The 23,707-nt window shown below is 67.6% G+C and carries 22 protein-coding genes and 6 tRNA genes; 19 read left to right on the forward strand and 9 right to left on the reverse strand.

All coding sequences use genetic code 11. From position 1 onward, the window contains the following. Position 1: 1 nt before the first annotated feature. From HF877_RS13675 to HF877_RS13695, 5 genes are all read right to left on the reverse strand, one after another. Positions 2 to 76: transfer RNA gene (locus tag HF877_RS13675), tRNA-Val, on the reverse strand. Positions 77 to 96: 20 nt separating this feature from the next. Next, positions 97 to 172, reverse strand: a tRNA-Gly gene (locus HF877_RS13680). A gap of 46 nt (positions 173 to 218) precedes the next feature. Further along, positions 219 to 293 (reverse strand) — tRNA-Val (locus HF877_RS13685). A 1-nt stretch (position 294) separates the two neighbouring features. Then, a tRNA-Cys gene (locus HF877_RS13690) sits at positions 295 to 365 on the reverse strand. 26 nt (positions 366 to 391) lie between these two features. Further along, positions 392 to 464 (reverse strand) — tRNA-Gly (locus HF877_RS13695). A 577-nt stretch (positions 465 to 1,041) separates the two neighbouring features. On the opposite strand from HF877_RS13695, the gene HF877_RS13700 reads away from it, so the two are divergent. Further along, positions 1,042 to 1,113 (forward strand) — tRNA-Val (locus tag HF877_RS13700). 149 nt (positions 1,114 to 1,262) lie between these two features. On the opposite strand, the gene HF877_RS13705 is transcribed toward HF877_RS13700, so the two are convergent. Beyond that, on the reverse strand, positions 1,263 to 2,258 hold the full coding sequence (locus HF877_RS13705; RefSeq protein ID WP_169621730.1) for an NADP-dependent oxidoreductase: 996 nt from the start codon (positions 2,256 to 2,258) through the stop codon (positions 1,263 to 1,265). Between the two features lie 618 nt (positions 2,259 to 2,876). Between HF877_RS13705 and HF877_RS13710 the strand changes: the two genes are divergently transcribed. From HF877_RS13710 to pdxS, 8 genes are all read left to right on the forward strand, one after another. Then, the gene (locus HF877_RS13710; protein ID WP_240952431.1) at positions 2,877 to 3,275 is read left to right on the forward strand and encodes a DUF742 domain-containing protein; all 399 of its coding nucleotides are present in this window, start codon (positions 2,877 to 2,879) and stop codon (positions 3,273 to 3,275) included. A gap of 146 nt (positions 3,276 to 3,421) precedes the next feature. Next, positions 3,422 to 5,488 carry a threonine--tRNA ligase gene (thrS, locus tag HF877_RS13715; protein WP_169621732.1) on the forward strand — a complete coding sequence of 689 codons (2,067 nt, stop codon included), beginning with the start codon at positions 3,422 to 3,424 and terminating at the stop codon, positions 5,486 to 5,488. Positions 5,489 to 5,622: 134 nt separating this feature from the next. Beyond that, positions 5,623 to 6,111 carry an HIT domain-containing protein gene (locus HF877_RS13720; protein WP_169621965.1) on the forward strand — a complete coding sequence of 163 codons (489 nt, stop codon included), beginning with the start codon at positions 5,623 to 5,625 and terminating at the stop codon, positions 6,109 to 6,111. Between the two features lie 121 nt (positions 6,112 to 6,232). Beyond that, the gene (gene pgsA / locus HF877_RS13725; protein WP_169621733.1) at positions 6,233 to 6,901 is read left to right on the forward strand and encodes a phosphatidylinositol phosphate synthase; all 669 of its coding nucleotides are present in this window, start codon (positions 6,233 to 6,235) and stop codon (positions 6,899 to 6,901) included. Beyond that, entirely contained in the window at positions 6,898 to 7,800 is a 903-nt protein-coding gene (locus tag HF877_RS13730) for a phosphatidylinositol mannoside acyltransferase (protein ID WP_169621734.1), read from the forward strand. Before pgsA ends, HF877_RS13730 begins: the two co-directional genes overlap by 4 nt. After that, positions 7,801 to 8,928, forward strand: coding sequence for a glycosyltransferase family 4 protein (locus HF877_RS13735; RefSeq protein WP_169621735.1), 1,128 nt, complete (start codon positions 7,801 to 7,803; stop codon positions 8,926 to 8,928). It abuts the gene before it with no gap. Beyond that, positions 8,925 to 10,016 carry an NUDIX domain-containing protein gene (locus HF877_RS13740; protein ID WP_169621736.1) on the forward strand — a complete coding sequence of 364 codons (1,092 nt, stop codon included), beginning with the start codon at positions 8,925 to 8,927 and terminating at the stop codon, positions 10,014 to 10,016. The genes HF877_RS13735 and HF877_RS13740 overlap by 4 nt, the downstream gene beginning before the upstream one ends. A 140-nt stretch (positions 10,017 to 10,156) precedes the next feature. Further along, positions 10,157 to 11,059 carry a pyridoxal 5'-phosphate synthase lyase subunit PdxS gene (gene pdxS / locus HF877_RS13745; protein WP_169621737.1) on the forward strand — a complete coding sequence of 301 codons (903 nt, stop codon included), beginning with the start codon at positions 10,157 to 10,159 and terminating at the stop codon, positions 11,057 to 11,059. 69 nt (positions 11,060 to 11,128) lie between these two features. Here the strand turns inward: pdxS and HF877_RS13750 are convergent, their stop codons facing one another. The 3 genes from HF877_RS13750 to HF877_RS13760 all read right to left on the reverse strand — a co-directional run bounded on the left by HF877_RS13750 (position 11,129) and on the right by HF877_RS13760 (position 13,494). Further along, a complete protein-coding gene (locus tag HF877_RS13750) occupies positions 11,129 to 11,329 on the reverse strand; it encodes a hypothetical protein (RefSeq protein ID WP_169621738.1) in 201 nt (66 codons plus the stop codon). A gap of 63 nt (positions 11,330 to 11,392) precedes the next feature. Then, positions 11,393 to 12,688, reverse strand: coding sequence for a SpoIIE family protein phosphatase (locus tag HF877_RS13755; protein WP_169621739.1), 1,296 nt, complete (start codon positions 12,686 to 12,688; stop codon positions 11,393 to 11,395). Beyond that, positions 12,685 to 13,494 (reverse strand): alpha/beta hydrolase, encoded by an 810-nt coding sequence (locus tag HF877_RS13760; protein WP_346765176.1) that lies wholly within the window; start codon positions 13,492 to 13,494, stop codon positions 12,685 to 12,687. The genes HF877_RS13755 and HF877_RS13760 overlap by 4 nt, the downstream gene beginning before the upstream one ends. Positions 13,495 to 13,649: 155 nt before the next feature. On the opposite strand from HF877_RS13760, the gene HF877_RS13765 reads away from it, so the two are divergent. The 10 genes from HF877_RS13765 to HF877_RS13810 all read left to right on the forward strand — a co-directional run bounded on the left by HF877_RS13765 (position 13,650) and on the right by HF877_RS13810 (position 23,681). Continuing rightward, complete coding sequence (locus HF877_RS13765; RefSeq protein ID WP_169621741.1) at positions 13,650 to 14,468, forward strand: acyl-CoA thioesterase II; 819 nt, start codon at positions 13,650 to 13,652, stop codon at positions 14,466 to 14,468. Positions 14,469 to 14,498: 30 nt separating this feature from the next. Beyond that, positions 14,499 to 15,107, forward strand: a complete 609-nt coding sequence (gene pdxT / locus HF877_RS13770; protein ID WP_169621742.1) for a pyridoxal 5'-phosphate synthase glutaminase subunit PdxT — start codon at positions 14,499 to 14,501, stop codon at positions 15,105 to 15,107. A 74-nt stretch (positions 15,108 to 15,181) separates the two neighbouring features. Then, on the forward strand, positions 15,182 to 15,934 hold the full coding sequence (locus HF877_RS13775) for a YebC/PmpR family DNA-binding transcriptional regulator (RefSeq protein ID WP_169621743.1): 753 nt from the start codon (positions 15,182 to 15,184) through the stop codon (positions 15,932 to 15,934). Between the two features lie 103 nt (positions 15,935 to 16,037). Beyond that, on the forward strand, positions 16,038 to 16,616 hold the full coding sequence (gene ruvC, locus HF877_RS13780) for a crossover junction endodeoxyribonuclease RuvC (protein ID WP_169621744.1): 579 nt from the start codon (positions 16,038 to 16,040) through the stop codon (positions 16,614 to 16,616). Further along, a complete protein-coding gene (gene ruvA / locus HF877_RS13785; protein WP_169621745.1) occupies positions 16,613 to 17,212 on the forward strand; it encodes a Holliday junction branch migration protein RuvA in 600 nt (199 codons plus the stop codon). Before ruvC ends, ruvA begins: the two co-directional genes overlap by 4 nt. 11 nt (positions 17,213 to 17,223) lie before the next feature. Continuing rightward, the gene (gene ruvB, locus HF877_RS13790; protein WP_169621966.1) at positions 17,224 to 18,336 is read left to right on the forward strand and encodes a Holliday junction branch migration DNA helicase RuvB; all 1,113 of its coding nucleotides are present in this window, start codon (positions 17,224 to 17,226) and stop codon (positions 18,334 to 18,336) included. Positions 18,337 to 18,478: 142 nt separating this feature from the next. After that, positions 18,479 to 18,811 carry a preprotein translocase subunit YajC gene (gene yajC, locus HF877_RS13795; RefSeq protein ID WP_169621746.1) on the forward strand — a complete coding sequence of 111 codons (333 nt, stop codon included), beginning with the start codon at positions 18,479 to 18,481 and terminating at the stop codon, positions 18,809 to 18,811. Between the two features lie 133 nt (positions 18,812 to 18,944). Continuing rightward, positions 18,945 to 20,732 carry a protein translocase subunit SecD gene (gene secD / locus HF877_RS13800; protein WP_169621747.1) on the forward strand — a complete coding sequence of 596 codons (1,788 nt, stop codon included), beginning with the start codon at positions 18,945 to 18,947 and terminating at the stop codon, positions 20,730 to 20,732. A gap of 2 nt (positions 20,733 to 20,734) precedes the next feature. Then, positions 20,735 to 21,925: a protein translocase subunit SecF gene (gene secF, locus HF877_RS13805; protein ID WP_169621748.1), complete on the forward strand. Its 1,191-nt coding sequence runs from the start codon at positions 20,735 to 20,737 to the stop codon at positions 21,923 to 21,925. A 1-nt stretch (position 21,926) separates the two neighbouring features. Beyond that, complete coding sequence (locus HF877_RS13810; protein ID WP_169621749.1) at positions 21,927 to 23,681, forward strand: ABC transporter substrate-binding protein; 1,755 nt, start codon at positions 21,927 to 21,929, stop codon at positions 23,679 to 23,681. Positions 23,682 to 23,707 lie beyond the last annotated feature (26 nt).

Genomic DNA, 23,707 nt, shown 5'->3' on the forward strand with positions numbered 1-23,707 from the left:
CTGGTGCGCGATACTGGGATTGAACCAGTGACCTCTTCCGTGTCAGGGAAGCGCTCTCCCGCTGAGCTAATCGCGCGGGATTGTGGGGTCCAGATTTGGAGCGGATGACGGGATTCGAACCCGCGACCCTCACCTTGGCAAGGTGATGCGCTACCAGCTGCGCTACATCCGCATGCACGTTGACTCTACATCGATTCGACCCACGTGCTGGTCGAACCTGGTGCGCGATACTGGGATTGAACCAGTGACCTCTTCCGTGTCAGGGAAGCGCTCTCCCGCTGAGCTAATCGCGCGAGGTGGAGACGGGAATCGAACCCGTGTGCACGGCTTTGCAGGCCGTTGCCTCACCACTCGGCCACTCCACCATTAAAAGGTCGAGTCCAACCTCTCGAGCGGATGACGGGATTCGAACCCGCGACCCTCACCTTGGCAAGGTGATGCGCTACCAGCTGCGCTACATCCGCATTCGCACCGTTCGGCGTTTTGCTCTCCGTGGTGCGGTTCAGAACACTAGCCGACCACCGTCGAAACACACAAATCAGCAGGTCGTGGCGCGAAATGCGGTTCGAGGGGCTGCAGGGTTCCCTGTGGTGTCTGTGCCGGCATGCCGAATCGGTCGTGGTGGTCGACGACCATCGTCCGGGCCGGTTGCGTGGTGGGGTGCAGGCTCTGTGAGGAACCCGGTGGGAAACAGCCGACGGGAGGAGGGGAAGGGAGTGTGGCGGGGCCGTCGCTGCCGGGCCCGCTCCGGCCTGCCGCGATCCGACCCGTACAGGCCTTTCCCCTACACGTCCCCTGCGCGGCATCGCGCGTCCTCTACCGGCAGTGCGGTCCAGGGCCCCGCGAGCCCCTTCGCGTCCATTCACGACATCGGACGCGAAGTCCCTCTTCTTGCAGCGCGGTGTTCGGTCTTTGCAGTGCGGTGTTTGTGCGTGCGGAGTAGCGTCCCGAGTGTGGCCGAACCGCGGTGACCTGCGGATTCGTGTTCGGAGCGAGAGAGTGTTAATGTTCCTTTCCGTTCGAGCCGCAGCGATGCGGCCCGGTCCCGTGGCTCAGTGGAAGAGCGTCCCGTTCACACCGGGAAGGTCGCTGGTTCGATCCCAGCCGGGACCACCCAATGTCGCATGGGCACCCCGTGCCAGCGACGATCCTCATTACTCCTCGCCGCATCCTCATAGGCCGGTATATCCGCGTGCAGGATCTTCTGATTCCCCCTCGCCAGCCGGTGCGGACGAGTTCCTTCGCATCGTCGGCTCGCCAGGTCAGGGCACCGTGATGACCGACTTCCCTCGAATGCTGCTCTTGCCGAGAGACGCGAGGGCTTCGGGCGTCTGGTCGAACGCGAAGGTGGCGCCGACGACGGGGCGGATGGAACCGGCGTCGACGAGATCGGCAATGAGACGCAGTTGCTCCCCGGACGCGTGCATGAACAAGAACTCGTAGGTCACGCCGAGCTTCCTGGCAAGGGAGCAGGTCGTGCGGCTGCGAGCGGCGATGACCAGGCGCACGATGGGGTTCGCGCCGATCTCTTTCGCGAAGGCCGGATCGGGGACTCCGTAGATTCCCATGGCCTTCCCGCCGGGCCTGAGCACCCGGAGGGACTCGAGCAGGTGTTCGCCGCCGAGGGAGTCCAGGACGAAGTCGTACCCGGAGAGCTCTTTGCCGAAGTCCTGGGTGTGGTAGTCGATGACCACGTCCGCACCGAGTTCGCGAACGAAGTCCGCATTCCGACCGGATACCGTGGTCGCCACCTGCGCCCCGAGGTGCTTGGCGAGCTGGATCGCGATACTCCCGACGCCGCCGGCACCGGCGTGGACGAGGACTTTCTGCCCGCCCGTCACTCGTCCCTTCTCCACGAGCGCTTGCCACGCCGTCAATGCCACCAAGGGCAGCGACGCCGCCTCCACGGGACCGATCGATGCGGGAGCGACGGCGAGATCAGCCTGATCGATCGCGATGCGCTCGGCGAACGTGCCGATGCGGTAGTCGCGCGGGCGTGAGTAAACCTTGTCCCCGGCTTCGAACCCCCGCACGTGTGCGCCCACGCTGACCACCGTCCCGGCCACATCGTGGCCGAGCGTGAGCGGGGGCGTGTAGTGCAGGATCGGCTTGAACTCGCCGTCGCGGATCTTGTCGTCCAGCTGGTTCACGCCCGCCGCACTCACGCTGACCAGGACGTCCCGAGTGCCCACGGCGGGTTCGGGGACGTCCGCTTCGTGGAGGGGTTGCTTGTACCTGTCGAATACGAACGCTCGCATGGTCTGTCCTCCTTGCCGGACGCTGCCGGTGTGTGAGTCGTGCAGGACGCCGCGTGCGGGGTCGGTGACGGCAGGGCGCGAACGGGCGCACGCCGGAATCGGGCCTGGCCCTCCCGACACCGTAACCAGGCGACACGGGGGGTTGATGGGTTTCCCGCAGGTCCGGGAGGACGCAGTGACGCGGCGTTGCAGACGCCGGCGCGCATGGGGATCGCCCTCAGGGCTGTCTCCCGGGAATAGTGATGAACGGCACCCACCGGAGGGTGCCCATTTTTCGTTTGTGTCATGTAACAGTTGGGCACTGTGCGACCGATGGTGCTGGAGGGTGCCCGGGTCGGCAGCGTCCCACTTTCGTGGCCATCGGTGTCCGCGCGAGCGATTGATGGCAGGATTGACCTCGTCCCAGGAGGGGGTGCGCCCTAGATGAGTGTTGCGGACAGCGAGTGGCCGGTTGTCGGGGCAACCGGCGCCAGGTTCGGTTCGGCAAGATCCCGGCAGCGCCGAAACAGCGCGGGTGCAGAGCTTGCGCAGCGCGGCCGGCCGTCGGGCGAAGTGGATCAAGGCAGTGTTTCCGGGCAAACCCGGGTGGTGGGCGGTACCCCTGAAAGGCGGGCAGCGATGTCCGGCACCGACAGGGGATCCGAGATCGATGTGGGAAACGAGGACATGGACCAGCCAGAGACGTCGTCGTTCGTGCGGCCGTTCGTGCGAATCGGGGGGCGCACCCGTGCGGAGGTAGAGCTACCGCTCGAAGCACTCGTGTCCGCGGTGCCCTCCGCGCAGGGAATCGAACGGGGATTCGCGCTCGAGGAACACCGGACCGTGCTGGCCCTGTGCGTGCAGCCACGCTCGATCATGGAGGTCGCGGCGCTGGCGGGCATTCCCTTGGGGGTCGCCCGAGTTCTGGTGGGCGATCTCGCCGCCACAGGAGAACTCACGGTGCATCGCACGGTCGATCAGGTGGGCCCGGGTGTCGATCTGCTCGAACGCGTACTCGTCGGCCTGCACGGGATCTGACGTTCGTCGCTCGGGGCGTCCGCGGCCGGTGACGCCCTGTGTTCGTCGGCAGAGTGAATGTCGATAGCATGTAGGGGTTGCCATCGCGCACGTCTACGCGCAGGCGACGCCCTTTTATCAGGCATCGAGCCGAGGAGTTCACCACAGTGACCACGCCCGCATCCGCGAAATCAGCCACGCTCGTCCGGGTGCCGGCTGGAACCAGTGCGGGCGCGGCCGTACGTGAGGCGGGACTGCCGCTCAAAGGACCGGACACGATCGTCGTCGTCCGGGACGCCGACGGTGCGCTACGAGACCTCGCGTGGGTGCCGGATCAGGATGTCGACGTCGAGGCCGTCGGTGCCGACACCGAGGACGGACGCAGCGTCATCCGGCACTCCGCCGCTCACGTGCTCGCACAGGCAGTGCAGCAGGAGTTCCCCGAGGCGAAGCTCGGCATCGGCCCGCCGATCAAGGACGGCTTCTACTACGACTTCAAGGTCGACCGGCCCTTCACGCCCGAAGATCTCGCCAAGCTCGAGAAGCGCATGAAGAAGATCGTCAAGGACGCGCAGCGCTTCTCGCGCCGGGTCGTCGCGGATATCGCCGACGCGCGTGCGGAACTCGCGGACGAGCCGTTCAAGCTCGAGCTCATCGACGACAAGTCCGGTATCGACGATCCCGAGATCATGGAGGTCGGCGGTAACGAGCTGACCATCTACGACAATCTCAACCCGCGTACCGGTGAACTCGTCTGGAAGGACCTCTGCCGCGGTCCGCACCTGCCGACCACCAAATACATTCCGGCCTTCAAGCTCACGCGCAGCTCCGCCGCGTACTGGCGCGGTGACCAGGACAACGCCGATCTGCAGCGCATCTACGGCACCGCGTGGGAGTCCACGGAAGCCCTCGACCGCCACCTCGAACTGCTCGCCGAGGCCGAACGTCGCGACCACCGCAAGCTCGGCGCCGAACTCGACCTGTTCTCGTTCCCGGACGAACTCGGCTCGGGTCTGCCCGTGTTCCACCCCAAGGGCGGCATCATCCGGCAGGAGATGGAGAACTACTCCCGCGAGCGGCACGTCGCCGCCGGGTACGACTTCGTCAACACGCCGCACATCACCAAGGGCCATCTCTACGAAATCTCCGGCCACCTCGACTGGTACCGCGACGGCATGTTCCCGGCCATGCACATCGACGAGGAACTCAACGACGACGGCACGGTCCGCAAGCCCGGCCAGGACTACTACCTCAAGCCGATGAACTGCCCGATGCACGACCTGATCTTCCGTTCCCGCGGCCGGTCGTACCGTGAGCTGCCGCTGCGGATGTTCGAGTTCGGCTCCGTGTACCGGTACGAGAAGTCGGGCGTCATCCACGGCCTGACCCGCGTGCGCGGAATGACGCAGGACGACGCGCACATCTTCTGCACGCCCGAGCAGATGCGCGACGAGCTCACCTCGGTGCTGAACTTCATCCTGGAACTGCTCCGGGACTACGGACTCGACGACTACTACCTCGAGTTGTCGACCAAGAACCCGAAGAAGTTCGTCGGCAGCGACGAACTGTGGGAGACCGCCACCGATACGCTGCGCGAGGTCGCCGAGGCCTCGGGTCTGCACCTCGTCCCCGATCCCGGCGGCGCCGCGTTCTACGGCCCGAAGATCTCGGTGCAGGTCACCGATGCGCTCGGTCGCAACTGGCAGATGTCCACGATTCAGCTCGACTTCAACCTGCCGGAGCGGTTCGAGCTGGAGTACACCGGATCGGACGGCGCCAAGCACCGTCCGGTGATGATCCACCGCGCGCTGTTCGGCTCGATCGAGCGGTTCTTCGGTGTGCTCACCGAGCACTACGCGGGGGCGTTCCCGGCGTGGCTCTCCCCGGTACAGGTCGTCGGTATCCCCGTCGCCGCCGACTTCGAGGACCACCTCTTCGACGTCGTCGCCGCACTGAAGGCCGAGGGCATCCGCGCCGAGGTCGACATCTCGGACGACCGGATGCAGAAGAAGATCCGCACCCACACCACTCAGAAGGTGCCGTTCATGCTGCTCGCCGGTGAGCGCGACGTCGCGGCCGGCGCGGTGAGCTTCCGGTTCCGTGACGGCACGCAGATCAACGGGGTGCCTGTCGACGAGGCCGTGCGGATCGTCGTCGACTGGGTGCGCCGCCGCGAGAACGCATCGCCCACCGCCGAACTGGTACAGCCGGCCGGGGCGGGCGGGCAGCCGTGACCGGCGGCCCCGTCGACGAGTCGGGTGCGTACACCGACCCTGCCGCTGCACCGGCAGGTGACCCCCGCCGAACCCCGGAACCGGCCGACACGGCCGACGGGCTCGTCGACCGGGGCGTAGGCGACCGCGACCACCTGCAGCGACTGTGGTCTCCGCACCGCATGTCGTACATCACCGAGTCGCCCGGTGCGCGCAGCGAACCGTACGAGCCGTTCACCGACATCCCCAAGATGCCGGACGAAGAGGGCCTCGTCGTCGCCCGCGGTGAATTCGTGTATGCGGTGCTCAACCTCTATCCGTACAACCCCGGCCACCTCATGGTCGTGCCGTACCGGCGGGTTGCGAATCTCGAGGACCTCACCGCCGAGGAGAGCGCCGAACTCATGGCGTTCGCCCAGCGCGCCCTCCAGGTGATCAAGAAGGTGTCGCGGCCGCACGGCTTCAACGTCGGTCTCAACCTCGGCGCGGCCGCGGGAGGCTCACTGTCCGAGCACCTGCACCTGCACGTGGTGCCCCGCTGGGGCGGAGATGCCAACTTCATCACGGTCCTCGGAGGCTCCAAGGTGATGGTGCAACTGCTGCGCGACACCCGGGCACTTCTGGCGTCGGCCTGGGACGAGTGAGAAACTCACGTCGAGTGCAGGTTCCTGCACCCGTCGGCGGTAGCGTCGACCGTGGGCTTCCCGGCCGTGGCAGGATCGTGTCCCGGGCACAACGGTCGAATCGGAAAACGGGGGTCGAACAATGCTGAGCTTCTTCGGGCGCGCGTCGGTGTCGAAGGCCACCGCGCCGCTCGGCAAGGCGTTGATCCGAACCGGACTGACGCCGGACGCCGTGACCGTCATCGGCACCGTCGCGACGATCGTTGCCGCCGTGACGCTGTTCCCCATCGGCGAGTTGTTCTGGGGAGCACTGGCGATCTGGATATTCGTCATGTTCGACATGCTCGACGGGGCGATGGCGCGAGCGCGCGGCGGCGGCACCCGGTTCGGCGCGGTCCTCGACGCGACCTGTGACCGGGTTGCCGACGGTGCGATCTTCGCCGGTCTGGCGTGGTGGGCGGTGTACCACGAGGACAGTCGCCCGCTCCTCGTCGCGACCCTGATCTGCCTGGTGTGCTCGCAGGTCATCTCCTACGCCAAGGCCAGGGCCGAGGCCAGCGGGCTCTCGGCGGACGGCGGCCTGATCGAGCGTCCCGACCGCCTGGTCATCGTCCTCGTCGGCGCCGGCTTCACCGGTCTCGGTCTCGACTGGGCAATCCACATCGCCATGTGGCTGCTTGCCGCCGGTTCGGTGATCACGGTGTTCCAGCGGGTTCTCGCCGTGCGGAACTCGCCCAGCGCGCGGGAGTTGCTCCCGATCGCCACGGGTACCCCCGCGGACACGAACGACAAGAACGAGGGCGACCGGTGAGGCCCGCCGATCGCGCCGCGGACCTCGGGTACGCGGCGGGATGGCGCGTGGTGCGTGCACTTCCCGAAGGACTCGCCCGTCGTCTGTTCGACACCGGTGCGGACTACGCCGCGCGCCGGGGCGGGGGACCGCAGCAGTTGCGTCGCAATCTGGCCCGGGTGCTGGGCACGGCGCCGGACCAGGTTCCCGACGAACTCGTTCGGGCATCGTTGCGGTCCTATGCCCGCTACTGGCGTGAAGCGTTCCGGTTGCCGTCCATGGATCTGGACGAGACGGCGGTGTCGATCGACGACGCCATCGAAGGGCGCGAACATCTCGACGCGGCACTCGCGGCGGGACGCGGTGCGATCCTGGCTCTGCCGCACAGCGGTAACTGGGATCTCGCCGGGGTGTGGTGTGTGCGGCACACGGGAGGCTTGGCGACGGTCGCCGAGCGGTTGCGTCCGGAAGCGCTGTACAAGCGATTCGTCGAATACCGCGAAGGGCTGGGATTCGAAATCTTTCCTCTCACCGGTGGGGAGACCCCGCCGTTCGTCGAACTCGCCGAAAGGTTGCGGGAGAACAAGGTGGTCTGCCTGCTCGGCGAGCGTGACCTCGCCCGAAAGGGCGTCCCGGTCACCTTCTTCGGCGAGCCCACACGTATGCCCGCCGGACCTGCGAAACTTGCCCTCGAGACGGGGGCGGCGCTGCTCCCGGTCCATTGCTGGTTCACCGAGGACGGGTGGGGATTCCGCGTGCATCCCGAGATCGACGTGACCGGAGGTGTCGAGACGACGACGCAGGCTCTCGCCGACCGGTTCGCCGCCGACATCGCCGCTCACCCGGCAGACTGGCACATGCTGCAGCCGTTGTGGCTCGACGACTTGTCCGAGGCTCGCCGCGCCCGAATGGAGGCGTAAGTGAAGATCGGAATGGTCTGCCCGTATTCGTTCGACGTGCCCGGCGGAGTCCAGGCGCACGTCGCGGACCTTGCCGAGGTGCTCATCGCGCGCGGCCACGACGTGAGCGTCCTCGCGCCGGCCTCGGAGGACACCGTGCTGCCCGACTTCGTGACCTCCGCCGGCCGCGCAGTGGGAATTCCGTACAACGGGTCGGTGGCACGGCTCAGCTTCGGGCCCGTCTCGTACACGCGGGTGCGGCGGTGGATCAACGACAACGACTTCGACGTCCTGCATATCCACGAGCCCAACGCACCGAGCCTGTCGATGCTGGCGCTCAAGATCGCGGAAGGTCCCATCGTCGCCACGTTCCACACCTCCACCACCAAGTCGCTGGTGCTGAGCACGTTCCAAGGTGTCCTGCAGCCGTACCTGGAGAAGATCACCGGCCGCATCGCCGTGTCCGAACTCGCTCGCCGGTGGCAGGTCAACTCCCTCGGCGCGGACGCGGTGGAGATTCCCAACGGCGTCGACGTCCCGTTCTTCCAGCACACCCCGCCGCTACCGGGTTACCCGCGGGCGGGTCGCACGGTGCTGTTCCTCGGAAGGTACGACGAACCCCGCAAGGGCATGGAAGTCCTGCTCGGAGCGTTGCCCACGATCGTCGCGCGCTATCCCGACATCGAAATCCTGGTCGTCGGTCGCGGTGACGAGGACAAACTCCGCAAGGATGCGGGACCACACGCCGGCCACCTGCGACTGCTCGGGCAGGTCGACGACGATATGAAGGCCGCCGCGATGCGAGGGGCGGACGTGTACTGCGCTCCGAACCTCGGTGGTGAGAGTTTCGGCATCGTCCTCGTGGAGGCGCTCGCTGCGGGGACCGCCGTGGTGGCGTCCGAACTCGACGCGTTCCGTCGTGTTCTGCGCGACGGCCGTGCCGGTGTCCTCGTCCCCGTGGGCGACTCGCACGCACTCGCCCTGGGGATCCTCGACGTGCTCGACGACGACACGCGCCGTGATGCGCTGGTGGAGGCGGGCACGGAGATCGTCGGCTGCTACGACTGGCCGGTCGTCGCCGAGCAGATCCTCCGGGTGTACGAGACGGTCACCGTCGGCGCCGGTCGCGTTCGCGAGGTGCGCTCGTGACACTCAGTGCACTGACAATCCTCGTCCTCGCGCTCGTCGCGGCAGTCGTTGTGACCGTGGGGTTCTGGGCGTACTCCGTCGCGAACCGACTCGACCGGCTCCATGTGCGCTCGGATCTGTCGTGGCTCGCGCTCGACGCCGCACTCGCACGACGCGCCGTGGTCGCGAGAAGCATCGCGGCGTCCATCTCCGCGTCGGAGGGCCGGAGCCTGGCACATCTCGCGGACGTCGCCGAACGCGCCGACCGAGGCCACCGCGAAGCCGCGGAGAACGAGTTGTCCGCGGCACTCGCCAAGGTCGATACCGATCGGCTGCGTTCGCCGCTGGTCGCCGAACTCGCCGACGCCGAAGCGCGCGTGCTCATCGCTCGCCGTTTCCACAACGACGCGGTGCGCGACACGCTGGCGCTGCGGACCCGGCGAACCGTGCAGTGGCTGCATCTCGGCGGCACCGCCCCCCTGCCGACCTACTTCGAAATCGCCGAGCGGGCGGGGACATCCGTCCCGGTGTCCGCTCAGGCTGTGGCAGTCCGTCCGGCACCGAACTCACCCGCTGCCAGCTCACCCGCCCCGAGTTCGCCTGCGCCTGTACCCGACCGCGCGCGCACGTCGGCGCGCGTGGTGTTGCTCGACGACGAAGGGCGGGTGCTGCTCCTGCGCGGGCACGACCCCACGACCCCCGAGGCGCATTTCTGGTTCACGGTGGGTGGCGCCGTCGAACCGGGGGAGAGCCTGCTGGATGCGGCGATCCGGGAGATCGCCGAGGAAACGGGACTCCACGTCGATCCGGATCAGGTGTTCGGGCCCATGTGGCGGCGCGTGGCGGTCTTCCCGTTCAACGGTGAGGTACTGCATTCCGAGGAACTGTTCTTCGCCGTGCAGGTACCCGCGTTCGAACCCGGAGCGGACGGATTCACCGACCTCGAACGCCGGATGAGCCTCGAGCACCGCTGGTTCGATCCGGCCGGGGTCCGGGAGCTGGTCGGGGCGGGGGAGTCCGTCTATCCGCAGGATCTGCCGCAGTTGCTCGACGAGGCACGTGCGGTCGCGGCCCGGCATCGCGAACCCGAGGTCCGCGCAATTCGCTGACGCGGCAGGCAGACACGGCAAGGCCAGCCCACCGTGACTGGCTATGGGCGGTGCCGGTGCGCGTCCATAGACTCGCCGTATCGCGCAGGCCGATCCGTGCTGCGGCGTTTTCCGTGTCGACCTCTTCCAGGAGTCCCGCTGTGAGCACCCCACAATCCACGTCCGTCACCGGCACCGCCCGCGTCAAGCGCGGCATGGCCGAGATGCTCAAGGGCGGGGTGATCATGGACGTGGTCACACCCGATCAGGCCAAGATCGCCGAGGACGCCGGCGCCGTCGCAGTCATGGCTCTCGAGCGGGTGCCTGCCGACATCCGGGCGCAGGGGGGTGTCTCCCGCATGAGCGACCCCGACATGATCGACGGCATCATCGACGCCGTCTCCATCCCGGTGATGGCGAAGGCCCGTATCGGTCATTTCGTGGAGGCGCAGATCCTGCAGTCCCTCGGCGTCGACTACATCGACGAGTCCGAGGTGCTCACCCCGGCCGACTACGAGCACCACATCGACAAGTTCGCGTTCACCGTGCCGTTCGTGTGCGGCGCCACCAACCTCGGTGAGGCGCTGCGACGGATCAACGAGGGCGCTGCCATGATCCGGTCGAAGGGCGAGGCCGGCACCGGTGACGTGTCCAACGCGACCACCCACATGCGACGGATCCGCCAGGACATCCGGCGACTGGGTTCGCTTCCCGAAGACGAACTCTTCGTAGCGGCAAAAGAACTTCAGGCACCCTACGACCTCGTCGTGGAGGTTGCGAAGGCCGGCAAGCTGCCGGTCACCTTGTTCACCGCCGGTGGCATCGCCACCCCTGCCGATGCGGCCATGATGATGCAACTCGGGGCTGAAGGTGTCTTCGTCGGTTCCGGCATCTTCAAGTCCGGAAATCCGGCGCAGCGTGCGGCCGCGATCGTCAAGGCCACCACGTTCCACGACGACCCCGATGTCCTGGCGAAGGTGTCCCGGGGCCTCGGTGAGGCCATGGTCGGAATCAACGTCGACGAGATCCCGGAACCCCACCGCCTGGCAGAGCGCGGCTGGTGAGCGTGGTCGATCTGTGACGACACAGAGCGGCGCACCCGGTGGTTTCCGGGTGCGCGGCGTGCGGTCGGACTATCTGGAGTAATCGCGCAGGGTGAACACGAACCCTATGGCGATGACGACGACAGCGAGAATGTAGACGACGATCCGGAGCCACACCGGTCCGTAGAAACTCACCGCGATCGCGGCCGCAAGTGCCGCGATGATCATCAGCACGCCGTAGAGCGGCGTGCGCTGAGGGTCTTCCCGGCGATGGTGCCCCGTGTCGGCCATAGGTGCATTCTGCTCGCTCGGCGAGCATGTTGGCAGCGGAACCGGTCGAACCGGCCCACATTGTCAGCCGGTCGACGGCAGCCGGCGGGGTGCGTGGATCGCGGTGACCGCGACGTCGTCCTGGACGCCGGACCCGAGAGCCCCGAGCAGTTGCCGCACCGCGGCGACGGCGTCCGTAGCGGTCGCGGGCGTCGTTGCCCTGGCGAACTCGATCAGCGACTCCTCGCCGTACCGGTCCTGAACGGTGTCCGCGATACGCGCCTCGGTCACCCCGTCGGTGTAGAGGAGCAGCGTGTCGCCGGGATCGAGCCGGACCTGCGCGGTGACGAAACGCGGATCGGCGAGCAGCCCGACCGGGTGCCCTCCCACCATGGGCAGATAGTCGGCCGTGCCGTCCGCTCGCATCAGCACGGCCGGTGGGTGGCCACCCGCGGCAAGGGAGATCACGAAGCTCCCCGCGCGGGTGCCGGGGGTGATGGTGCCGAACACGATCGTGCAGAACGGCGCCCGGGGCTCACCGTCGCGGGATTCACGCGCCCGTTCCTCGAGGAACGCGGTGTTGAGTACGCCGAGTACCGCGACCGGGTCGGACTCGTGCACCGCCGCGGCGCGCAGCGTGTACCGGACCATCGACGTCGCCACCGCCGCGCGGGCACCCTTACCGCACACGTCACCGAGATACAGACCCCACGAATCGGTGCCGAGCGGGAACAGATCGTAGAAATCTCCACCGACCTCGTCCGGGGACGCGATGTGATAGTGGGCGGCGACGTCGAGTCCGGGTACTTGGGGCAGGGCCGGCGGCAGGAGGGTGGTCTGCAGGACCGCGGTGATGCGCTGAAGTCGTTCGCGTTCCTTCTCGGCCTCGCGCCGCGCACGGAGCAGTTCGATCTCGTAGGCGCGTCGTTCCCTCGCGTCGAACAGCGTGGTCCGGACGAGGACGGGCCGTCCCGCTGCGTCCCTCTCGAGGTTCGAGGTCACCAGAACCGGAAGCCGCGACCCGTTCGCCGCCGTCAATTCCAATGCGATTCCGCCGATTTCGCCGTGAAGCAGGAGAAGTGGCGCGAAATGGGTCTCGTGGTAGATGCGTCCACCCACGGACAGCAGATCGGAGAAGTATCGCCGGCCCACGAGGTCCTCGCGCGGATAGCCGAGCCACGCCAGGAGCGTCGTGTTGATCTTCACGATGCGTCCGTCGGGGAGGGTCGTCATGTAGCCGCAGGGAGCATTCTCGTACAGGCTTTCCGCGCTTTCCTGGAGGCTTTGCCCGAGGGCTGCGCTCCCCGGTTCGTCGTCCGGGTGCGCGCCCGGCAGGTCGCGTCGCGCGGGCAGATCCTCGGGATGGGGCGGGGTCGTCATCCGATCCGTGACACGAAGTCGGCGATGGCGGCGGCCGTCTCGTCCGGGGCACTGAGCTGTGGGCAGTGGCCTGTCGCATCCAGCGTCACGAGTTCGCTGCCGGGGATGGCCGCATGGACGAAAGCGCCCACTTCCGGCGGTGCGATGGCGTCGCGCGAGCATTGCGCGACGAGCGTGGGCACCGAAACCGCCGCAAGATCGTCGCGGTTGTCCGACAGGAAGGTCACGCGCGCGAAGACACGGGCGATGGCGGGGTCGGTGCGGCAGAACAGATCGGTCAGTTCGTCGCCGAGTACCGGACGCTCCGGGTTCCCCATGATGACCGGCGCCATCGCACCCGACCAGCCCAGATAGTTCGCTTCCAGTGCCTCGAGAAGCTCGTCGATGTCCTCGGCGCTGAACCCGCCCCGGTATCCGGTGGCCGGGTCGTCGATGAAGCACGGCGACGGCACGAGGAGAACCAGGCCGCTGAACGCGTCGGGGTCCTGTGCCGCGGCGAGAACCCCCATCATCGCGCTCACCGAATGACCTACGAAGACAACGGGTCCCAGCCCCAGATCGCGGCACACCTCGAGCACGTCCTCGGCGTAGCTGTCGAGAGTCGAGTACCGCGACGCGCTCCATGCGGACAGGTCCGAGCGGCCGGCTCCGACATGGTCGAACCGCACCACGGTGAAGTCCTGTTCCAGGGTGGGAACCACGAGACGCCACAGACTCTGATCACAGCCGAAACCGTGTGCCAGCACGATCACCGGGGCGCCTCGGCGTCCGGTTACGGTGACGTGGTTCCTGCTCGCTGTCCGCACGTGGTTCCCCATGTCCACCCTCCCTTGCGTGAGAGAGTGCCACAAATCGGGCCCTTGCGGAGACTGCGTGCTCGTCGACCTGCGGAGGAGCACCTGCGTGTTCGTTCCGGCCTGCCGCTAGCCTTCAACGGGTACGGAGCAGAGAAGGGGCCCCTATGGCGAAGATCGAAGACATCCTGGCGCTGGAACGGATCGAGAACGACATCTTCCGAGGTATCGCGACCGAGACGTTGCTGCAGCGGACATTCGGCGGTCAGGTGGCCGGGCAGTCCCTCGTGTCCGCGGTGCGCACCGTCGATCCGGACTTCGGTGTGCACTCGCTGCACGGCTACTTCCTGCGTCCGGGGAATCCGGACAAAAGCATCGTGTACCAGGTCGAACGGATGCGGGACGGACGCTCGTTCGCCACCCGGCGGGTCACGGCCGTACAGGACGGCAAGGCGATCTTCACGATGTCGGCGTCGTTCCACATCGAGGACCACGGCATCGAGCATCAGGACGTGATGCCCGCGGTGCCGATGCCTGACGAGCTGACCGACGCCATGGACTCACCCGACCCCGAATACCGGTGGGTGAACCGGGAGTGGTCGGAATGGGAGTTCCGGTTCGTACCGCAGGATCGCATCGTGCGACGCGACGGCTCGGCCTCCCAGCAGCAGTTGTGGTTCCGGTCGCGCCTGCCGCTGCCGGACGACCCGGTTCTCCACGTGTGCACGCTCGCCTACATGAGCGATATGACGCTGCTGGGCTCGTCGATGGTCATCCACCGCGACGAGGACATCCAGGGCGCCTCGCTCGACCACGCCATGTGGTTCATGCGCCCGTTCCGCGCCGACGACTGGCTGCTCTACGATCAGACCTCTCCGGCCGCGGGATTCGGGCGCGCACTGACCCAGGGCAGAATCTTCGACAGCCGTGGACAATTCGTCGCTGCCGTCGTGCAGGAGGGCCTCAGCCGCACGCCGCGGCCGTAGGTGGCTTCCCCCGGGAGAAGGTACGAATACATGACCACGACGCCGACCATCGGGGTGCTCGCACTGCAAGGCGACGTGCGGGAGCATCGCGCAGCACTCGAGGCCGCCGGTGCCCGCACGATCGCGCTTCGCCGCGCCGGTGAACTCGACGCTGTCGACGGGATAGTGATCCCGGGTGGGGAGTCCACCACGATGAGCCGGTTGCTGCGCGTGTTCGATCTGCTCGACCCGGTGCGATCCCGGCTCGGGGAGGGGATGCCCGCATACGGTTCGTGTGCCGGGATGATCCTGCTCGCCTCCGAGGTTCTCGACACGCGACCGGACGCCGAGCACCTCGACGCGCTCGACATCACCGTGCGCCGCAATGCGTTCGGGCGGCAGGTCGATTCGTTCGAGGAGGACCTCGATGTGAGGGGCGTCGAGGGTGGTCCGGTCCGGGCGGTGTTCATCCGGGCCCCGTGGGTCGAGAGGACAGGACCGGACGTCGAAGTCCTCGCCACCGTGCCCACCGGACCTGCTGCGGGCCGCGTCGTCGCGGTGAGGCAGGGCGCGGTGTTCGCGACCTCGTTCCACCCCGAGGTGGGCGGTGATCTGCGAGTGCACCGGCTCTTCGTCGATGCGGTGCGCGTACACGCGTGATCCGGCAGGTAGAATCGGCTCTCCGAACAGTCGGTAGTGATCCGACGTACCTCGCCGGAAGGGGCTCCAAGCGAATGAGCGGCCACTCCAAATGGGCCACCACCAAGCACAAGAAGGCGGTCATCGACGCCAAGCGCGGGAAGATGTTCGCGAAACTCATCAAGAACATCGAGGTGGCAGCCCGGACGGGTGGTGGTGACCCCGCCGGAAACCCGACGCTGTTCGACGCCATCCAGAAGGCGAAGAAGAGCTCGGTCCCGAACGACAACATCGAGCGGGCCCGTAAGCGCGGCGGCGGCGAAGAAGCCGGTGGCGCCGACTGGCAGACCATCATGTACGAGGGCTACGGCCCCAACGGTGTCGCGGTGCTCATCGAGTGTCTGACCGACAACCGCAACCGCGCAGCGGGCGAGGTCCGCACCGCCATGACCCGCAACGGCGGGAACATGGCCGATCCCGGTTCGGTGGCCTACCTGTTCACCCGCAAGGGCGTCGTCGTGCTCGACAAGGGCGAGCGCTCGGAGGACGAGATCCTCGAGGTCGTGCTCGAAGCAGGCGCCGAGGAGATCAACGACCTGGGTGACCAGTTCGAGGTGGTCTCCGAAGCCGGCGATCTCATCGCGGTACGCACCGCGCTGGTGGACGCGGGTATCGACTACGACTCGGCCGATCCCGATTTCCGGGCGTCCGTCGAGGTCCCCGTCGATGCGGAAGGCGCGCGCAAGGTCTTCAAGCTCGTCGACGCGCTGGAAGACTGCGACGACGTGCAGAACGTGTACACCAACGTCGATGTCTCCGACGAGGTCCTCGCCGAACTCGAAGACTGACCCCCCGGCGTCCGCCGGCCGATCGCGTGTCGGACCGGCGGGCGGCGGACCCGTTCCGATAGGCTATCGAACAATTGTTCGTAGTGCGTAAGGGGTATGACGGGTGCGTGTGATGGGTGTCGACCCGGGGCTGACGCGATGCGGCTTCGGGATCGTGGACGCCGGCCGGGGGCGGGAGGTCACCGCCGTGGCCGTCGACGTCGTCCGGACGCCCACCGATCTCGACCTTGCGACACGACTGCTGCAGATCTCCGATGCGGCAGAGACCTGGCTCGACCGGTACCGGCCCGAGGTCGTCGCGGTCGAACGAGTTTTCTCGCAGAACAACGTCCGTACCGCGATGGGAACGGCGCAGGCCGGGGGAGTGGTCGCACTGTCCGCCGCGCGACGCGGCATACCCGTCATGTTCCACACTCCCAGCCAGGTGAAGTCGGCGGTGACCGGCAACGGCGGAGCAGACAAGAAGCAGGTGACCGCGATGGTCACCCGCATCCTCGGGCTGGCGCAGGCACCGAAACCCGCCGACGCCGCCGATGCTCTCGCCCTGGCGATCTGCCATTGCTGGCGGGCGCCGATGATGGCCCGGATGGCCGCGGCGGAAGCCGCTGCGGCAGAACAGAAACGACGTTACGAGGCACGGTTGCGGGAGCAGGCCGCAGCCCGGAAGGCAGGAACACGGTGATCTCCTCCGTCCGCGGCGAGGTCCTCGAGATCGCACTCGACCACGTCGTCATCGAATCGGCGGGGCTGGGCTACCGCGTCAACGCGACCCCGGCAACCCTGGCGACCATGCGACGCGGCGAGCACGCGCGGCTCATGACGGCGATGATCGTGCGCGAGGACTCGATGACCCTGTTCGGGTTCGCCGATCCCGATGCCCGCGATCTGTTCGGGCTCCTGTTGACCGTCTCCGGCGTCGGACCCCGGCTCGCGATGGCGACGCTCGCCGTCCTCGAACCGGACGCGTTGCGGGCGGCGCTGTCGGACGGCAACACCGCCGCCCTCACCCGGGTTCCGGGAATCGGCAAGCGTGGCGCCGAACGGATGATCGTGGAACTGCGCGACAAGGTCGCCGCGTTCGGCGGCAACGGCGCGGCTCCACTGTCGGCCGTGCCCGCATCGCCGGTGCGCGAGCAGGTCGTCGAGGCGCTCGTCGGTCTGGGTTTCCCGCTCAAACAGGCGGAGCAGTCCACCGACACGGTGCTGGCCGATGCCCCGGACGCCGACACGTCCACCGCGCTGCGGGCGGCGCTGTCGTTGCTGGGTAAGTCCCGGTGACCGGCGACGACCTGCCCGACGAGGGCGGTTCGTACGACGATCCGCACGACTCTCCGGTGACGGCCGCGTTCACCGCGACCGACGGTGACATCGAAACGAGCTTGCGTCCGAAGAGTCTCGACGACTTCATCGGGCAGCCCAGAGTGCGCGAGCAACTCCAGCTGGTGTTGCGCGGTGCGACCATGCGCGGCGGCACACCCGACCACATCCTTCTCTCCGGCCCTCCCGGGCTGGGCAAGACGTCCATGGCGATGATCATCGCCGCCGAGTTGGGAGCGTCGCTGCGCCTGACGTCCGGTCCGGCGCTCGAGCGTGCGGGCGACCTCGCGGCGATGCTGTCGAACCTCGTCGAGGGCGACGTCCTGTTCATCGACGAGATCCACCGGATCGCGCGCCCGGCCGAGGAGATGCTCTACCTCGCCATGGAGGATTTCCGGGTCGACGTGGTCGTGGGAAAGGGGCCGGGAGCCACCTCGATACCCCTGGAGGTCGCGCCGTTCACGCTCGTCGGTGCCACCACCCGCTCCGGTGCTCTCACCGGTCCGTTGCGCGACCGGTTCGGGTTCACCGCCCACATGGATTTCTACGAACCCGCGGAGTTGCAGCTCATCCTGCGGCGTTCGGCGACGATTCTGGGTATCGACCTGCACGACGACGCGAGCGCCGAGATCGCCGGACGCTCGCGCGGCACACCGCGCATCGCCAACCGGCTGCTGCGCCGGGTGCGCGACTACGCCGAAGTCCGGGCAGACGGTGTCGTGACACGCGACATCGCCCGCGCGGCGCTCGAGGTGTACGACGTCGATCCGATCGGCCTCGATCGCCTCGACCGCGCGGTGCTCGGCGCTCTGGTGCGCAGCTTCGGTGGTGGGCCGGTCGGCGTGTCGACATTGGCGGTGGCGGTCGGCGAGGAGCCGGGAACCGTCGAGGAGGTCTGCGAGCCGTTCCTCGTGCGTGCCGGAATGATCGCCCGCACGCCACGTGGTCGCGTCGCGACGCAGGCGGCCTGGCTGCAGCTCGGACTGACTCCGCCCCCGGAGGCAGCCACCGGTGGCATCGAGGTGCGCGCACGGGAACCGCAGCTCGATCGATCCGGTGAGGGCCCGGGACCACCCGGGGTCTAGCGCCCCGTGCGCGTGGTCGTAGGGTCTGCGGCGAGGTAATGGCACACTGGTTTATTGCATCGGTCCGTGGAGGCCGATTCCGACGTCGAGCCGGCCCTGCTGCCGCCACGACACTGGCTACAACCGAGGACTGACTTCAACGATGGAACTGCTATTCCCGCTCCTGATTCTCGCCTTGCTCGTCCCGACCTTCCTGGGCGTACGGCGTCAGAAGAAGGAAATGGCCAAGGTAGCGGAGCTGCAGGACTCGCTGCGCATCGGCGACCGCGTCATGACGACGGCAGGCCTGCACGCCACGGTGGTCTCGCTCGCGGAGGACACGGTCGAACTCGAGATCGCACCGGGCGTCGTGACCACATGGTCGCGCCTGGTCGTTCGTGAGCGCGTCGAGCCCGCGCACGACTCCGCAGACGACGGCGGCATCGTGTCGCTGGGCAAGGACGACCCGTCCGAAGGGCGTCCCACCGAGCACTGACGCCGACGCTGCGGCGCACCGAGACATTGTGTCGGCGCCGATGCGGCTGCGTGGCCGCCCCACGCGCGTAATGCGCCTCTGAGGGCTGCTCATCTCCGATTCCACTCACTCGTATCGAGGAGACACACACACCGTGGCACCTTCCAATGGATCGGTGCATCCCGCGCGTTCGCTCGCCCTGTTCGGGGTGATCCTGGTAGCGCTGTATGCATTGGTCTTCTTCACCGGGGACAAGTCGCCGGCTCCCAAGCTCGGCATCGATCTGCAGGGCGGCACCCGGGTGACGCTCACCGCGCGCACCCCGGACGGCAGCAGCCCGAGCGCCGACAGCTTGAAGCAGGCTCAGCAGATCATCGAAACCCGCGTCAACGGGCTCGGTGTATCGGGCTCGGAGGTGGTCGTCGACGGCGACAACCTGGTGATCACGGTGCCCGGCGACGACAGCTCGCAGGCGAAGACGCTCGGACAGACGGCGCGGCTCTATATCCGTCCCGTGCTCGGAGGACCGATCGCAAGCTCCAACTCGGCGGCCGAGCAGCCTGTCGAGGAGGACGGCCCCGCCGACGGCGCCCCGGCCCCGGAATCGGAGACGGACGCTCCGGCAGAAGCTCCGCCGGCCGAAGAAGAGGGTCAGGCACCCGCCACGGACGGCGCGGAGCCGCAGGGCCGTCCGTTCCCGGCACAGAACCCGACGGACGCGCCGGTCGAACCGGGCGAGCCCGCGGACACACCTGCGCCTGCGACAGACGCTCCCGCGACGGACGCTCCCGCCGAAGCCCCGGCCGCCGACGCGGTTCCCGGAAGCCCGCAGGCAGAGGCCGCCGACCAGATCGCTGCGGCCCGGGCCCTCCGTCAGAGTTCCGACCCTGCCGTTCAGCAGGAGGCGGCTCTCTCGCTCGACTGTTCGGCTGCCGACCCGCTCGCGGGCAACGACGATCCGGCACTTCCGCTCGTGGCCTGCTCGACGGACGACACCTCCGTCTACCTGCTCGGCCCGAGCATCATCGACGGACAGCAGATCGCCGACGCGTCCTCGGGATTCAACTCTCAGCAGTCCCGCTACGAGGTCAGCTTGACCTTCGACACCGAGGGCAGCAACACGTGGGCGCAGTTCACCGCCGCCAACATCGGTAAGCAGGCCGCCTTCACCCTCGACTCGCAGGTGGTCAGCGCTCCGGTCATCCAGGGTGCGACGCCCGCGGGCAGTGCCACCTCGATCACCGGCAACTTCACCAACACTCAGGCGAGCGAACTCGCGAACACGCTCAAGTACGGTTCGTTGCCACTGTCCTTCGTCGCATCGGAAGCCGAGACCGTCTCGGCCACCCTCGGATTCGCTTCTCTCGAAGCGGGTCTGATCGCGGGTGCCGTCGGACTGGTCCTGGTGTTCCTGTTCTGCCTGGTCTACTACCGGATGCTCGGTATCCTCACCGCGTTGTCCCTCATCCTGTCCGGGCTGGCGGTCTACGCGGTGATGGTGCTCCTCGGCCGGTACATCGGATTCACGCTCGACCTCGCCGGAATCGCGGGCCTGATCATCGGTATCGGCATGACCGCAGACTCGTTCGTGGTCTTCTTCGAACGCATCAAGGACGAGATCCGCGAAGGCCGGAGCTTCCGCTCCGCAGTGCCGCGAGGCTGGGCACGTGCCCGTCGTACCATCCTGTCCGGCAATGCGGTCAGCTTCATCGCCGCAGCGGTGCTGTACGTTCTCGCGGTCGGACAGGTGCGAGGGTTCGCCTTCACCCTGGGTCTGACCACGATCCTGGACGTCGTGGTGGTCTTCCTCGTGACCTGGCCGCTCGTGCACCTGGCCTCGCGGTCGAAGTTCTGGTCCAAGCCGAGCGTGAACGGTCTGGGCGCAATTCAGCAGGTGGCGCACGAGCGCCAGCTCGCTGCGGTAGCGGCGAAGGAGGCGTGACCATGACCGACACGACAACAGCGGAACGACCCACCACGCGTCGCGGAACACTTGCCGGGCTCTACACCGGTACCGGCGCCTTCGAGATCGTCGGGCAGCGCAAACGCTGGTACATCGTGACCGCGGTGATCGTGCTGCTCGCGTTGCTGAGCATGCTCGTGCGCGGCTTCACGTGGGGCATCGACTTCGAAGGCGGCACCCGCATCCAGATGCCGGTCGTCGCCGATGTGACCACCGAGAACGTCGAGACCGTTTTCAGCGACACGCTCGGTTTCGAGCCGGAGTCGGTCCAGACGGTCGGCGCCGGTTCGGGCGCCACCATCCAGATCCGCTCGGACACCCTCGACCAAGGACAGGTCGCCGCCGTGCAGTCGGCACTGTTCGATGAGTTCCAGCCGGCCGGCGCCGACGGGCAGCCCTCGATCAACTCGATCAGCGTCGCGGACGTGAGCGAGACGTGGGGCAGCCAGATCACCGACAAGGCACTCATCGCCTTGGTGGTGTTCCTGGTGATCGTCAGCGTGTACATCGCGATCCGGTACGAACGCGACATGGCGGTCGCGGCGATCGCAGCCCTGTTCTTCGACATGATCGTCACCGCGGGTGTGTACGCGCTCGTCGGTTTCGAGGTGACGCCCGCGACCGTCATCGGCTTGCTGACCATCCTCGGTTTCTCCCTGTACGACACGGTGGTGGTGTTCGACAAGGTGGAGGAGAACACCCGGGGCATCCTGCATCTGCATCGGCGGACCTACGCAGAGCAGGCGAACCTCGCCGTGAACCAGACCCTCATGCGGTCGATCAACACGACCGTGATTTCGGTGCTGCCCGTGATCGCGCTGATGGTCGTGGCGGTGTGGTTGCTCGGGGTCGGCACGCTCAAGGATCTGGCGCTCGTCCAGCTCGTGGGCATCATCGTCGGTGCGTTCTCGTCGGTGTTCTTCGCCACCCCGCTGCTCGTTACGCTGAAGGAATGGCGCGGACCGATCGCCAAGCACACCCGCAAGGTACTGGCCAAGCGCGAGGAGGCAGCGGCACGAGCCGCAGCCGCCGGAAGCGGCGAAGTCCCCGGCACCGCAGGGACTTCGGTGGCCACGCCTGCAGGTCCTCCGGCAGCCCGCTACGCGCCCGTTCAGCGAGCCCCCAGGCCGGGAGCCCGACCGACCGGAAAGCGCGCCAAGAGAAAGTCCTGATATGCCGGTGACCGAGTGGATTCAGCGAACGCACGCCTCCCGCCGGAGGGGCCGGCCACGACGCGCGGCTCTGGGCATCGCGCTTGCGGTGGTCGCGGCGGCAACGGTCTCGTGTGCCACGGAAGAAGAACGGGTGCACTCGATCGGCTACGCCATCGACAACACGGTGACCAGCTACAACGCCAACACGGTCGACGGTGCTGCGTCGGGAGCCCGGCAGGCGTTCACGCGGGTACTGCCGGGCTTCGGGTACATCGCCCCGTCGGGCTATGCCGTCTCCGACACGGACATCGGCACCGCCACCGCGGTGCCGGGGGATCCGCTCACCGTGCAGTACCGGCTCTCGCCCGACTCGGTCTACTCGGACGGTGTGCCGATGTCGTGTGACGATCTCGTACTCACCTGGGCGGCGGCGAGCGGACGGTTCACCACGCCGGACGAATCCGGCGGGCAGGTCAACGTGTTCGACTCGTCCCGGCGCGGCGGGTACGCCGACATCGACCGCGTCGACTGCCAACCCGGATCGAAAGACGCGACCGTCGTGTTCAAGGGCGGTCGCGGCGACGCGGACTGGAACACGCTCTTCGGTGCGACCGAACTGATGCCCGCCCACATCGCCGCGCGGCAGGCGGGTGTCGCCGACCTGGTCGGGGCGATCAACGGCAACAACCTCGACGACGTCCGCCGGATCGCCGAGTTCTGGAACACCGGATGGTCGCTCACGCCGGGCGAATTCGATCCCGCGTTGTTCCCGTCCGCGGGCCCGTACCGCATCGAGTCCTACACCGTGGAGGAGGGACTCGTCCTGGTCGCCAACGAACGGTGGTGGGGTAACGCACCCGGCACCGACCGGATCGTCGTCTGGCCGAGAGGGACGGAGATGACGGCTGCGGCGGAAAGCGGACAGATCCAGGTCGTCGACGTCGGCGCCGGATCCATGAGCGAGGCGCACAGGGTGGTGGGCACCGTCGAATCCTCCACGGTGATCTCCCGCAATCTAGAACAGATCGTGTTCGCCACCCGCGGGGTCTTCGAGAATCCCGCAGCGCGCCGGGCATTCGCGCTGTGCGTTCCCCGCACGCAGTTGTTCGACGAGCTCGGTGCCTCGGGCGCGGGCTCGGGCTTCGCGACGGGCCCGGTCTCCTCGCGTCTGCTGGCGACCGATTCGCCGTTGTACCCGCAGACGGCTGGTCCCGCCGAGCGATACCTCCAACCCGACCTCGAGGCGGCGCGCGGCGAACGCACCGCGTCCGGTCAGGAACGCATGGAGGTCCGGGTTGGTTACCTCGCGCCGGACGACAGGCGGGCCCGCACCGTCGAACTGATCGCCGCGTCGTGCCGCGACGCGGGGATCGACGTGGTCGACGCCGGATCGGAGTCGTTCGTTCCGTCCCAGCTGGGAACCGACGTCGATGCCGTGCTCGCCGGTACCGCCGCGGCGGCAGGTTCCGGTGGCACTGCCGACATGGACATCGCGCGCGGCGCGCTGCACTCGGGTACCGGCAGCAACATCGGCGGATTCGCGAACGGGCGGGTGGACGAGATTCTCGACGGACTGCTCGTCGCGGGCGACCAGCAGGGCATCTCGGGTCTCGTCGGCGACGGAGAACGGATCCTGTGGGACGAGATGCCGACTCTGCCGCTGTTCGTGCAGCCCCGCTCGATCGGGTTTGCGTCCGGGCTGGCAGCCGGGGTTCCGAATCCCACCACCGCGGGTTCGGGCTGGAACATGGACCGGTGGATACTGACAGGATGAACGTTTCTCGGACCGATTCCTCCGAT

Origin of the sequence: Rhodococcus sp. BL-253-APC-6A1W, from assembly GCF_012843405.1 — a bacterium.
In the GTDB taxonomy this organism is placed as follows: domain Bacteria; phylum Actinomycetota; class Actinomycetes; order Mycobacteriales; family Mycobacteriaceae; genus Rhodococcus.

Bases quoted from the DNA above. Each gene is read 5' to 3' on its own strand.
- HF877_RS13705 (WP_169621730.1), bottom strand. From the start codon at position 2,258: ATGCGAGCGTTCGTATTCGACAGGTACAAGCAACCCCTCCACGAAGCG.
- HF877_RS13710 (WP_240952431.1), top strand. From the start codon at position 2,877: ATGTCCGGCACCGACAGGGGATCCGAGATCGATGTGGGAAACGAGGAC.
- pgsA (WP_169621733.1), top strand. From the start codon at position 6,233: ATGCTGAGCTTCTTCGGGCGCGCGTCGGTGTCGAAGGCCACCGCGCCG.
- HF877_RS13750 (WP_169621738.1), bottom strand. From the start codon at position 11,329: ATGGCCGACACGGGGCACCATCGCCGGGAAGACCCTCAGCGCACGCCG.
- HF877_RS13755 (WP_169621739.1), bottom strand. From the start codon at position 12,688: ATGACGACCCCGCCCCATCCCGAGGATCTGCCCGCGCGACGCGACCTG.
- HF877_RS13765 (WP_169621741.1), top strand. From the start codon at position 13,650: ATGGCGAAGATCGAAGACATCCTGGCGCTGGAACGGATCGAGAACGAC.
- pdxT (WP_169621742.1), top strand. From the start codon at position 14,499: ATGACCACGACGCCGACCATCGGGGTGCTCGCACTGCAAGGCGACGTG.
- HF877_RS13775 (WP_169621743.1), top strand. From the start codon at position 15,182: ATGAGCGGCCACTCCAAATGGGCCACCACCAAGCACAAGAAGGCGGTC.
- yajC (WP_169621746.1), top strand. From the start codon at position 18,479: ATGGAACTGCTATTCCCGCTCCTGATTCTCGCCTTGCTCGTCCCGACC.
- secF (WP_169621748.1), top strand. From the start codon at position 20,735: ATGACCGACACGACAACAGCGGAACGACCCACCACGCGTCGCGGAACA.
- HF877_RS13810 (WP_169621749.1), top strand. From the start codon at position 21,927: ATGCCGGTGACCGAGTGGATTCAGCGAACGCACGCCTCCCGCCGGAGG.